At 35.7% G+C, this 13354-nt stretch carries 6 protein-coding genes; 5 read left to right on the top strand and 1 reads right to left on the bottom strand.

Features of this window, described 5'->3' with window-relative positions; genetic code table 11:
* Positions 1–2877 carry a helix-turn-helix and ligand-binding sensor domain-containing protein gene (locus OZP11_RS11950; RefSeq protein WP_281235425.1) on the bottom strand — a complete coding sequence of 959 codons (2877 nt, stop codon included), beginning with the start codon at positions 2875–2877 and terminating at the stop codon, positions 1–3.
* A 344-nt stretch (positions 2878–3221) separates the two neighbouring features.
* Between OZP11_RS11950 and OZP11_RS11945 the strand changes: the two genes are divergently transcribed.
* The 5 genes from OZP11_RS11945 (at position 3222) to OZP11_RS11925 (ending at position 13333) form a co-directional block, all read left to right on the top strand.
* The gene (locus OZP11_RS11945) at positions 3222–6341 is read left to right on the top strand and encodes a SusC/RagA family TonB-linked outer membrane protein (RefSeq protein ID WP_281235424.1); all 3120 of its coding nucleotides are present in this window, start codon (positions 3222–3224) and stop codon (positions 6339–6341) included.
* Between the two features lie 17 nt (positions 6342–6358).
* Positions 6359–7885: a RagB/SusD family nutrient uptake outer membrane protein gene (locus OZP11_RS11940; RefSeq protein WP_281235423.1), complete on the top strand. Its 1527-nt coding sequence runs from the start codon at positions 6359–6361 to the stop codon at positions 7883–7885.
* 208 nt (positions 7886–8093) lie between these two features.
* The gene (locus OZP11_RS11935; protein ID WP_281235422.1) at positions 8094–9557 is read left to right on the top strand and encodes a glycoside hydrolase family 30 protein; all 1464 of its coding nucleotides are present in this window, start codon (positions 8094–8096) and stop codon (positions 9555–9557) included.
* 14 nt (positions 9558–9571) lie between these two features.
* Complete coding sequence (locus OZP11_RS11930) at positions 9572–11032, top strand: glycoside hydrolase family 30 protein (RefSeq protein ID WP_281235421.1); 1461 nt, start codon at positions 9572–9574, stop codon at positions 11030–11032.
* 33 nt (positions 11033–11065) lie between these two features.
* A complete protein-coding gene (locus OZP11_RS11925; RefSeq protein ID WP_281235420.1) occupies positions 11066–13333 on the top strand; it encodes a glycoside hydrolase family 3 N-terminal domain-containing protein in 2268 nt (755 codons plus the stop codon).
* The last annotated feature ends 21 nt before the right edge of the window (positions 13334–13354 follow it).

Genomic DNA, 13354 nt, shown 5'->3' with positions numbered 1-13354 from the left:
TTAAATCGTCATAAGGAAACCAATAAGATTTTCCTTTTTATTCAGTCCGAGTTTCTTTCGAAGACGATAACGCGCCAGCTCGACCCCTCCTGTTGAAATATTCATGATTTCGGCAATTTCTTTCGTAGACATATTCATCAATAAATAAGTCGATAAATCAAGTTCGCGCGGTGAAATAGTAGGATATTGTGCTTTAAGTCTTTTTAAGAATTCAAAATGGACGTTTTTAATGTGTTTTTCCAGATCCTTCCAGCTCTTGTCTGTGTTTACTTCTTTTACAATGCTTTTGTGTAATTTGTTAAACTCAAATTTGGTCGAATCGTCTAATATATTCGTGTCGATATCTTTTAGCTTATGAATAATCCCATTTAAGACTTTGTTCTTTTTTACAACCTGTAGAGAGTTGTTGACCAATTCTTTGTCTTTGGCAAGTATTTTTATCTGAAGTTTGTCATTCTTCAGCTTTTCAATTTCTTTTTCAAGCTCATGCTGTTCATGTCTTATTTTCGATTCTTTTTCCAGGTATAAACGGCGCTGTTCAATAGTTTCGTAATACCTGTTTTTTCTGATTTTCAGTTTGATTCTGTTTGAGATAAAATAAATCCCTGCGATTATCAGAATAATGTAAAATAAGTAAGCCAGAAAATGTCTATACCACGGAGGCATAATAACAAAGCTTACTTCGCTGGTATCAGAGATGATTCCGTAACTGTTTTTAGCCCTAATCTTCATTTTGTAATTGCCTTCTCTTAAATTGGTGTATTCTTTTATGGCAAGTGTAGACCAATTACGCCAATTATCGTCAAAAGGTTCAAGCTTATAAGAATACATTATATTTTCCTGATTTTCGTAGGTAGGTGAAGAAAAGGTAAATTTAACGTGATTGGAGCTGTAAGGAAGATAAAAATCTTTACTTACAGACAAATTGCCGGTTAAGATAGTGTCTTCCGGAAACGAAAAGCTTTCAACAAAAACTTTTGGTTTTGTAATAAACGTATTAGGGATTTTAGAATCATAATGTGTTAAGCCATCAGTTAAGCCAATAAAAATATTTTCCGGATCAATTGTGTTGACCGAAATGTAATGGTTTACCAGATTGCCGGAAAGATTAGAAAAAGGTGCCTGATTTTTGACAAATCCGCCTTTTTTGTTTTTGGTTAAAACGCCCAGTGTCTCATTAAACGAATACCATAAATTGCCGTAAGAGTCTTCAATCAATGTGTTTATTGGCGGCATTCCTTTGAATAAATCACCAAATTTTTTGTCTTCAAAAAACGATTCGAACTCTTGTGAGTATCTGAAAAAATGATTGTTTGTCTGAAAATAAATTTTCTTATTTACATATTGTAAGCTTCCGATGCCTTTGTATTTTGGCGAAATCTGAGTGTGTTTTTTGATACTCTCAAATTTTTTCAGGTCATACGAAAGCGACATTTGATACAGATAAGGATCTTTTTTCAGCCAGAGGTAGTTTTCATCAAGTTCTATTTCGAACGTGTTAGTGGTTTCATCAAACCCTTCGACCTGATTGACAAATTCGATTCCGTCAGATCCAATTTTAAAAATCGAAAACCCGTTGTAACTTTCGCCAATCACATAATTTTCATGTTTCGGGATAGCTTTAAAACCAAAATATCCTTTTTTGTCCAAGATTTTTAATACCCTGTTTTCTTTAATGACCAGGGCTCCGCTGTTGCTGGCACACAGCAGGGTGTTATTAATAACCTGAACGTTCCAAGCCTGCGCAATTGTACCTTCGACTTTCATAAAAGGTTCGTCTTTAAATGGTTTGCTCCAGTGGTGATAAAATAATCCCTGATTGGTTGCCACATACAAATAGCCGTTATGAACTACAGAAGAATACACCGTTCCTATATTATAACTATAGTCAAAAAAGGTAAAAGGCGAGTTCTCGTTTACAAAGGTGATTCCGTTATCTAATCCAAGCCATAAATTGTTTTTATTGTCTATAAAAGAGGTTAAAATAGTATTGTTTTGAAGTCCTTTCTGGCGGTTAAGATGCTGAATGATTTTACCGTTTAAATCGCAGACAATAAACCCGTCTAATACCGAATTAAGGACAATGAACTTGTTTTTTATGATAGAGCCTCCAAGCGAAGTATTTTTTTTGATGAATTCGTTTGCTTCAGTTTCCCAGGGTTTAACCGAATTTCCGTCTGTAATATAAAGCCCTTTTTCCAAAGTAGCCATTAAGAGCTTGTTGTTCGGCAATGGAAATACAGACCAGATTTCTTTATCATTAAAAAAAGTCGATCCTTTTAATGGATTTAATCTGCCGTTTTTATATTCCAGAATTCCCAAAACTTTGTCCTGAAAGTAAAGTTTTTTGTTTACTAAAAAAGAAAACTGGAACTTATTTGGGGCATTTATTATGTGTATTTTATTGTTTTTGTAAAAGAAAGCTTTTGTGAAAGACTGAAAAATAATTTCTCCTTTATATATATGTATTCTCCAGATTAAGTTGATGTTTTTGTTGATCCTTTTGTCAATTAATTTAGATAAGGAAAAATATTTTAAAATCCCTTTTTCGTCGCTTTTAAAATAGCCAAATTCATCATTTCCGCCTACAAATATTCTTCCGGTATCGTCAATTTTTAAACTACGTATTGCTGTGCCGCTTGGCAGGGAATACTTATGCCATGTAGTTCCGTCAAATTGAATAAGGCCGCTGTTGTTTGCAAAGTAAATATTGCCCTTTTTGTCCTGATCTATATTCCAGTTTTGAGTACCTCCTTTATATTCTGTACGCTTATAGTTTTTTATTTGAGGCAGTCCTATATTTTTTACCTGGCCTGAAGTTTTATTATTTAAGATAAAGACTACAAATATTAAAATTAAGGTATTTGTCAATTTCATAATTTTATGAGTATATTTTTACAGCAAATGTTTTATTTTTTTGAATTTATTTTAAATAAGAATATTGTGTATCTGCTTTTTAACTTCAATTTTTCAATAAAAGCGAAAATAATTACTTTTTTATAAATGTAGTGTTTATTTTTTCAATTAACATTTTGATAACATCTTTTATTTTGTAATTATTTATTTGAATATCAATTGTTTATTGGAAATTTGATGTGTTTTTGTAATAGATAAAAATTTGGTTTGATGTGTTTTTGTAATAAAAATTTAGTGACGATAGTAAAAAAATAAATTTATTATTGCATCAAATTACTAATTAATTAACCAAAATTTTTAGAAAAATGAAATTAACAAAATTACTTATTTTTTGTTTTTCATCTTTGTTCTCAGTTATCGCAATGGCACAGGATATTACGGTAAACGGAACTATTAATGATGAAAGTGGAATGCCCGTCCCGGGAGCGACTATTTTAGTTAAAGGCACAACCAAAGCAACCGCCTCTGACTTTGATGGAAAGTTTCAAATCGGCGTTCCTTCAAACGGAACTTTAACTATCAGCTTTGTTGGATATGTTACCATACAGGAAGCCGTAAACGGAAGAAATAAAATCAATATTACATTACTTCCGGAATCTCAAAATTTAAATGAAGTGGTAGTAGTTGGGTACGGTGTTCAGAAAAAGAGCGTTGTAACTGGTGCTATCTCAAGTGTAAAAGGAAAAGATTTAGAAAATCTTCCGGTTACCAGAATTGAACAGTCACTGCAAGGAAGGGTTTCAGGAGTTTCCATTGCAGCAAATGCTGGTCAGCCGGGTTCTGCCTCCACAATCAGAATCCGTGGTTTTACTACATTAAACAATAATGATCCATTATGGGTTGTTGACGGTGTAATTATTGACAATGGCGGTATTGGATATTTAAACCAGTCGGATATAGAATCTATAGAGGTTCTTAAAGACGGTGCTTCGGGAGCTATCTACGGTTCACGTGCAGCAGGAGGGGTTATCCTTGTAACGACTAAAAAAGGAAAAGCTGGTAAAATTACAGTAAACTATACTGGTTTTTCAGGAGTTTCTCAGGCAGCTAAAAAACTAAATCTGTTAAATGCAGATCAGTATGTAACGATTATGAATGAGGCTTACACCAATGGTGGAAAAGCGGCTCCATATTCTACAGCAGCGAACTACGGTAAAGGTACTAACTGGCAGGATGCTATTTTTAACGACCATGCCAACCGTTATTCTCACGAATTGAGTTTCAGCGGCGGTAACGATGTTTCTACATTTTACATGTCTTTCGGTTTAATTGATCAGGAAGGGATTATTACAACAGATATTTCAAATTACACCAGAAAAAACATCCGTTTAAACTCTTCTCATAAAATTGGAAAATATATTAAAATTGGCCAGACTTTAGGATATTCCAATGAGAAAACGCTGGGTATCGGGAACACAAATGATGAATTTGGAGGCCCATTATCTTCTGCAATCAACTTAGATCCTTTGACTCCAATTATAGAGACAAATCCAAATCAGCCTATTTATACTAATAATCCAAATGCTCTTAAAGATGCAAACGGAAATTACTATGGAATCTCGACTATTGTAACGCAGGAAAATACAAATCCATTAGCCTATACGCAGACAAGATTAGGAAATAATGATTTTGCAGATAATTTCGTAGGAAACATTTTCTTTGAAGCAGAACTTTTACCGGGTTTAAAATTTAAATCGGCAGCGGGAGGTAAATTAGCATACTATGGTTCTGATAATTTTACTCCGGTTTTCTTCTTAAACGGAGCGACAAAAAGAGATAAAAATGAATTATTCAGATCATACAAAAAATCATTCAGCTGGAACTTTGAAAACACTTTAAATTATGCCAGAAAAATTGGAGATCATAATTTTAGTGCTTTAGTAGGGCTTGGTACTTATGTAGACAACATTACATCCGGAAATGATGTTACGTATCAGGGAGTTCCTGCAACTACTCACGCAGAAGCTTCATTCAATGTTGAAATTCCTATTTCAGATAAAATTGCAAATGCTTACAATTCTCAGGCTTATGAGCACAGAGTTGAGTCTATCTTCGGAAGATTAAACTACGATTACAAAGAAAAATACATCTTTACCGGTATTATTCGTCGTGATGGTTCTACACGTTTTGGACCAAACCACAAATACGGAACTTTCCCTTCTGCATCGTTAGGATGGGTGCCTTCTAAAGAAGGATTCTGGAAAGAAAACAATGTAGTAAATACATTAAAAATCAGAGGAGGTTACGGGGTAACCGGTAACGATTCTTCTCCTGATTTCTTATACATATCAACAATTGGAATTCGCAGAAACTATACTATTGGCGGTACTCCAATTCCTGGACAAAGCCCGAATGCGATTCCTAACCCTGACTTAAAATGGGAGGAAACACGACAAGGAAATATTGGTTTTGAAGCAACTTTATTTAACGATTTCAGCTTATCACTTGACCTTTTCAAAAAAGAAACAGTTGGTATTATCATGCCGGTTCCAAACCCTGGTTACGTAGGTTCTACAGGAGATACTTATGCTAACTTGGCCAGTATGGAAAACAGAGGGTACGATATCGAATTGGGTTATCGTAAAAGAATTGGAGGATTAAACCTTTCTGTAAATGGGAACTTCTCTTATATCAAAAATGAAATAACATATCTTGACAAAGGAGTTAACTTTCTTGCTGGAGATGAAACAGTTCAGTCAAGCTCTTATGAAATTAACAGAACTCAGGTGGGTCAGGCTTACAACTCTTTCTACGGATTTAAAACAAATGGAGTTTTCCAGAGTGTTGAAGAAGTTAACGCATACAAAAATGCTTCAGGAGGTTTGATTCAGCCAAATGCTAAACCGGGAGATTTCCGTTGGCAGGATTTAAACGGAGACGGTCAGATTGGCGGGGAAGACAGAGCCTTCTTAGGAACATCTTTACCAAAATTTACGTATGGTTTTACACTTAATTTAGATTACAAAGGAATTGACTTATTGGTTTTCGGTCAGGGAGCAGGAGGAAACATGATCTATCAGGGATTAAGAAGATTAGATATTATCAATGCCAACTATCAGACAGATGTTTTAGGTCGTTGGACAGGACCGGGATCAACAAACAGCTATCCAAGAGTTACAACTGATGATGCAAATAAAAACTTTAGTAATCCATCTGATTTTAATTTAGAAAAAGGAGATTTCTTCAGATTCAAAACGATTCAGCTTGGATATTCTCTTCCAACAGATTTAATCAGCAAAATCTCTTTAACAAAAGTGAGATTGTATGTAACAGGAGAAAACCTTTTCACTATTACAAAATATAGTGGTTTCGATCCGGAAATTGGAGGACCTACTGCCGCTAACATGGATAATGTACAAGGTGTTGACAGAGGGTATTATCCTCAGGCAAAATCATACATGTTAGGAGTTAATTTGCAATTTTAATTAAAAAAGAAAATATTATGAAACTTATAAGTTTTAAACATTCATTAATCGCCTGCGGCGTGTTATTAACACTTGGAGCCTGCGATACCGATGAAAAATTGGAAGTAAAAGGAGACGGAGTTGTGCTCGAACAAGATTTTTACAGAAACGAAACAGAAGCATACTCTGGTTTAGTTGCTGCTTATGATAAATTAGGAAAGTTTGCCGGAGCAATGGAAAATGCACCATTATTGTTTCTGAATTCTGCATCGGATGATTTTTATGCAGGAGGAGGTAACTCCGGTGACCAGCCGGGTCTTCAGGTAGCATCAAATTACACGGTGAGCCAGTTTAATATTCCGCCTGCTATCTGGGCAGATTATTACAAAGGTGTGGCGAGATGTAATGTGATGATCCAGAAACTGCCAGAAATTCCAATGGATGCAACAAAAAAAGCAAGATTCATGGCAGAGGTAAAAGCCTTACGTGCTTATTACTATTTTGATCTTGTTAGAATATTCAAAAAAATTCCGCTGATCTTGACACCGCTTACTAAAGATGAAATTCCGTTAGTAGTACAGGTTGCCCCTGAAGCAGTTTATGCACAGATGGAAAAAGATTTAAGAGAAGCTATTAACGATCTTCCTGTTACGATTCCATCAAATGAATCAGGTCGTTTTTCACAAGGCGCGGCTATTGCCCTTTTAGGTAAAATCTATTTATATGATAACAAAAAGAGCGAAGCAGCTGCCGAGCTGGCTAAAGTAAACGGTCCAACTCCGGGCGGAACAAGCAGCTACGGTTACAAACTGTTAGGCAGCTTTGCAGATTTATGGAATCACAGCAATAAATTCAATACCGAATCTATTTTTGAAATTACGTATTCAGATAAATCAAATGCTGACTGGGGTAATTTTGAAAGAGGTGATGATGAAGGAAATGTTGCCGCTCAGTTAATGGGGATGCGCGATTATTCCAGAACAGATGCCGGAAAAGCAGCGGGTCTTCCTGACTACATCAACGGCTGGGGATTCATCGTCGTGACTACAGATTTAGCGAATGCCCTTAAAACAGATCCTCGTTTCGCGTCTACTATTTTTGATGCAAATGCAGCAAAAGCAGCAAAGCAGATAACATTTACGGATAGTTATAACGAAACAGGGTACCATTTTATAAAATATGCGGCAGTAAATGCTGATATTAAAGCAACAAACCCGTTCCTGAACTTTGGAATCAATACCTATGTGATCCGTCTGGCTGATACCTATTTGTTAGAAGCCGAAGCACTTGGAGGGACAGGAGCAAGAGCTCAGGCACTTTTAGATGCTGTAAGAGCGAGAGTTGGTTTAGGTTCTGTGCCAGTTTCTCTTGATGCTATTTATGCAGAAAGAAGATTGGAACTTGCAGGCGAAGGACACCGTTGGTTTGACTTGGTAAGAACAGGTCAGGCAGGAGCGAAGTTAGCATTTAAAGGATTTACAGTAGGTAAAAATGAAGCTTTCCCAATTCCGTACAGTGAATTTAATAACACTAAAATGGTTCAGAACGATCAATACGATAATTAATTGAATCTAAAACACATAAAATCATACGCAGTGAACCGAAATGTTAGTTTTTCAAACCATTTAGTATGATTATAATTTTGAGTTAAGTTTAAGTTTGGTTGTCAGAATAGCCCATATTCTTTTTGATTATGGGCTATTTTTAAATCAGTCCTGTCTTAATTTACAAGAAAAATAATTCAAAAAAGCCTATAGACCAAAAACATATACAATGAAAAAAATGAAATTTATTATCACAACTTGTTTATGTTTCTCTTTATCTGTTTTTTCACAAAACACACACAAAAAACAGGTTCAGAAATTTACAACAGCCAATAAAAAAATAACCGTTTACACCACTGCTGCCAATACGAATTTAAAATTAACTGCAACAGACAATTTAAGTTTTACAGCATCGACACAGCCGGTTGAAACTGAAATTTCAGTTTTTGTAGAACCATCTAAAAAATTCCAGACCTTTATAGGGATTGGAGGTGCCGTAACCGATGCCAGTGCTGAGATTTTCGCAAAATTATCCAAAGAAAAACAAACCGAATTTTTAAACGCCTATTACGATACTCAAAAAGGAATTGGGTATTCATTGCTAAGAACAACGATTCAAAGCTCTGATTTTAGCAGTGGAAGCTATTCCTATATCGAAGAAGGCGACAAAGATTTGAAAACTTTTTCAATTGATCATGATCGAAAATACAGAATCCCGCTAATTAAAGAGGCTATAAAAACAGCTGGCGGAAAATTGCTGACTTATGCCACGCCATGGTCGCCAAACGCATTTATGAAAAGCAATAAAAGCGTACTTAAAGGCGGAAAATTACTGCCTGAATTCTACCAGCCGTGGGCAAATTTTTATGCAAAATTTATAAAAGCGTATAATAAAGAAGGCATTCCAATCTGGGGAACATCGGTACAAAATGAACCAATGGCAACTCAAACATGGGAATCTTGTTTGTATACAGCAGAGGAAGAAAGAGATTATATAAAAAACTACTTAGGGCCAACTCTTAAAAAAGAAGGACTTGGCGATGTAAAAATTATTGCATGGGATCATAACAGAGATTTAATGGTTCAGAGAGCAAATGTTATTTTCTCAGATCCCGAAGCTTCAAAATATGTATGGGGATTAGGTTTTCACTGGTATGAAACCTGGACAGGCGCACAGCCAATGTTTGAAAATGTGGCCCGGGTACACGAAGCTTATCCTGATAAAAAACTAATGTTTACAGAAGGATGTGTCGAAAGATTTGATGCTGCCAAATACCAATTCTGGCCAAACGCAGAACGCTACGGAACTTCGATGATAAATGATTTTAATAACGGAACCGTTGCCTGGACAGACTGGAATATTCTGTTAGACCAGTTTGGAGGACCTAACCATGTGGGCAATTTTTGTTTTGCACCTCTTCATGCCGACACTACAACGGGGGAATTAATTTACACACCATCGTATTATTACATAGGACATTTTTCAAAATTCATTCGTCCAAATGCAGTTCGTGTAAGTTCGTCAGTAAGCAGAAGTTATTTATTAAGCACATCATTTTTAAATACTAATGGCAAAATGGCAACCATCGTAATGAATCATACAGATAATGAAATAACATACAATTTTATTATTGCTTCAGAAAAAACAGTGGTTAAAATTCCGGCTCACGCTATTCAAACGCTGGTGTATTAATATTTTCAAGGGTTATGATATCAACAAAAAGCATACTGCTGACATCGGCACTAATTTTACAACTCAGCGGTCCTCCGTCAAAGAATACAACTGTAGAAAGCATTGCAGCTGTTTCAAATAAAAAATTAGAAGTTTATACAACGGCCGAAAATTCAAATTTAAGATTATCCCTTTCAAATGATTTGATTTCGAATAAATCTGCAGCCAATGCAACAGTTTTTATAGAAATAAATCCGGATAAAACTTTTCAGACTTTCCTTGGAATCGGCGGTGCAATAACAGACGCAAGTGCCGAAGTTTTTGCAAAGTTACCTGCAGATAAACAGCAGGAATTTCTAACAGCTTATTATGACAAAAATAAGGGAATAGGATATTCGCTTGCCAGAACAACTATTCACAGCTGTGATTTTAGCAGTGAAAGTTACACCTATGTTCGTGAAGGCGATAAAGAACTAAAAACGTTTAGTATCGATCACGACAGAAAATACAGAATACCATTACTTAAAAAAGCAATTGAAAATGCCGGCGGGAAATTAACTTTATTTGTTAGTCCATGGAGTCCCCCAGCTTTCATGAAAGACAATAATGATATTTTGAACGGCGGTATTTTATTGCCTGAATTTGCTCAGTCGTGGGCAGATTATTATGCTAAATTTATAAAAGAATACGAAAAAGAAGGAATCCCAATTTGGGGATTAACCATCCAGAATGAGCCTATGGCAAAACAGCGTTGGGAATCCTGCATTTATACGCCCGAAGCCGAAAGAGATTTTCTGAAAAATTTCTTAGGACCAACCTTAGAAAAAGACGGATTAGGTTCGAAAAAGATTATAATCTGGGATCATAACCGCGGCGATATGTTAGAGAAAAGAGCACAACTGGTTTTCTCTGATCCTGAAGTTTCAAAATATGCATGGGGAATTGGTTTTCACTGGTATGAAACATGGAATGGAGGTACGCCAAAATTTGAATCGGTTGCCAAAGTTCATGAAACTTTCCCGAACAAAAATCTGATTTTTACAGAAGGCTGCATCGAAAAATTTGACGCATCAAAATATCAGTTCTGGGTCAATGCAGAACGTTACGGCCTTAATATGATTAACGATTTCAATAATGGAACAGTGGGCTGGACAGACTGGAATATTCTTCTGGATCAAAAAGGAGGTCCAAATCATGTTGGCAATTTTTGTTTTGCACCCATTCATGCCGATACCAATTCCGGACAGCTGATTTATACACCTATGTATTATTACATAGGACATTTTTCAAAATTTATTCGTCCCGATGCTAAAAGGATAAATGAAACAGTAAGTAACAAGAAACTGCTGAGTACTTCATTTAAAAATCCTGACGGCAAGACTGCCACAATAATCATGAACCAGGAAGATAAAGGTATCGTTTACGCCATAACCATTAATTCTCAAAAATATACGATTACCATACCGGCACATGCCATGCAGACACTGGTATACTAAGATTTTATTTGGTATTAATATTAAAAGTATAAAATGAAAAATATAAAGTTTTTTGTGCTGATGTTCCTTCTCTGCGGAGCAGTCTGGAGCCAGCAGGTTAAAAATAACAAAGCAGAAATTGATGCTAAAGTTTCTGAATTAGTATCAAAAATGACGCTCGAAGAAAAAGTAGGGCAGATGACCCAGATTACGGTAACAATTTTTGAAGATACCAAAAAATCGGGTTATTTCGATGCTGCAAAATTAAAGCAGGGAATTCAGGATTATCATATTGGTTCGATATTAAACGTGCCAAATCCGGGAGCTCCCACTTTAAAAAGATGGCAGGAAACCATGCAGGCCATTACAAACGAGGCTAATAAAACCAGACTTAAAATTCCTGTGCTTTATGGTATCGATGCGATTCATGGTGCAAGTTATTCAGCCGGAGCAACATTATTTCCGCAGCAAATAGGTTTAGCCGCGACTTTTAATACCGATTTGGTAAAACGCGGAGCAGCAATTTCGGCTTATGAAACCAGAGCTTCCTCAATTCCGTGGGTGTTTTCGCCAGATTTAGATTTTCCAAGAAATCCAGCCTGGTCAAGAATGTGGGAATCCTTTGGAGAAGATGCTTATTTGTCATCAAAAATGGCCGTTGCTTTAGTCGATGGTTTCGAAGGAAATAATAATGTAGGTTCAAAATACAGTGTGGCTTCCTGCATGAAACATTATATAGGTTACGGAAGCACAACAACAGGAAAAGACAGAACTCCAAGCATTATTCCGGAAAGAATTTTAAGGCAATATGATTTAACGATTTATCAGGCTGCAATTAATGCCGGCGCAAAAAGCGTAATGGTAAGTTCAGGTGAAATAAACGGAACTCCTGTACATGCGAGTAAACATTTAATTACAGATATTCTTAAAAAAGAACTGGGTTTTTCTGGAGTGGTTGTAACCGACTGGAAAGATATTATTTATCTGTACACCAGACATAAAGTGGCCGAATCAAAACGTGATGCGGTTCGTATTGCCGTTATGGCCGGGATAGATATGAGTATGGTGCCCGAAGAATTTTCTTTTTATACGGATTTAGTTGATTTAGTAAAAAAAGGCGAAGTACCGATTTCAAGAATTGATGATGCTGTTTCCCGAATTTTAAAAATGAAATACGAACTGAATTTGTTTCAAAATACTGTAGCTGATTTAAAAGATTATCCAAAATTTGGATCAGCAGAACATATTCAGGAAGCATATAACACGGCAGCCGAGTCCATTACTTTACTAAAAAATAATGCATCGGCTCTGCCATTAAACAAAAACGAAAAAATCCTTGTAACAGGCGCAACGGCTAACAGCATGAAATACCTTAACGGAGGATGGTCATACACCTGGCAGGGCGAAAATTCAGATACATACGCAGCTGATAAATTCACCATTCTTGAAGCTTTTCAAAATAAATTAGGGAAAGAAAATGTACTTTATACAGCCGGAGCTGATCTTGAAAAAGAAGATGATGCCGAAATTCAGAAAGCAGTAGAACTGGCAAAAAATGCTTCTAAAATTGTTTTATGCCTGGGAGAAAAAAATTATACAGAAACTCCGGGTGACATCAGCGATTTGTATATGAGTACTTCTCAGATAAAACTGGCTTTGGCTTTAGCAAAAATAAACAAGCCGATTATTTTAGTTTTAAACGAAGGAAGACCAAGACTAATCAGCAACTTCGAAGACAAAATGAGTGCTGTTGTACAGTGTTACCTTCCGGGAAATGAAGGCGCAAGGGCATTAGTAGATATTTTATACGGAGAGGTAAATCCAAGCGGAAGACTGCCGTATAATTATCCAAAATACCCAAATTCATTAGAAAAATACAATAGAAAATATACCGAAAGTATTTCTGAAGGAGAACAGAATAATGATGCCACATATGAGAAAAGTTATGCTCCTCAGTTCGAATTTGGAACCGGATTATCGTATACCACTTTCACTTATTCAAATTTAAAAATAGACAAAACAGAAATTACCAATACTGACCAAATTAATGTTTCGGTTGATATTACCAATTCAGGAAACAGAGCAGGAAAAGAAGCCGTTTTACTGTATTTATCAGATCATGTAGCCAGTATTACACCTGAATTTAAATCTTTAAAAGGATTTGAAAAAATCGATTTAAAACCAAATGAAACCAAAACGGTAAAATTTATCATAAACCAAAAAGATCTGCAATTTGTAAACGAAGACCTGAAATGGATTTCTGAAAAAGGAACTTTTACCATTCAGATAGGAGATCAAAAAAAGGATTTTCTGTTGAAATAAAACATCAAAACCTGCAAAATT

The sequence above is a fragment of the Flavobacterium gelatinilyticum genome (genome assembly GCF_027111295.1).
Taxonomy (GTDB): domain Bacteria; phylum Bacteroidota; class Bacteroidia; order Flavobacteriales; family Flavobacteriaceae; genus Flavobacterium; species Flavobacterium gelatinilyticum.
The sequence above is the reverse complement of the archived record's forward strand: the minus strand, read 5'-3'. Positions and strand labels throughout refer to the sequence as shown.

Coding starts and splice junctions, on each gene's coding strand:
- OZP11_RS11945 (WP_281235424.1), top strand. CDS start 3,222: ATGAAATTAACAAAATTACTTATTTTTTGTTTTTCATCTTTGTTCTCA.
- OZP11_RS11940 (WP_281235423.1), top strand. CDS start 6,359: ATGAAACTTATAAGTTTTAAACATTCATTAATCGCCTGCGGCGTGTTA.
- OZP11_RS11925 (WP_281235420.1), top strand. CDS start 11,066: ATGAAAAATATAAAGTTTTTTGTGCTGATGTTCCTTCTCTGCGGAGCA.
- OZP11_RS11930 (WP_281235421.1), top strand. CDS start 9,572: ATGATATCAACAAAAAGCATACTGCTGACATCGGCACTAATTTTACAA.
- OZP11_RS11950 (WP_281235425.1), bottom strand. CDS start 2,877: ATGAAATTGACAAATACCTTAATTTTAATATTTGTAGTCTTTATCTTA.
- OZP11_RS11935 (WP_281235422.1), top strand. CDS start 8,094: ATGAAAAAAATGAAATTTATTATCACAACTTGTTTATGTTTCTCTTTA.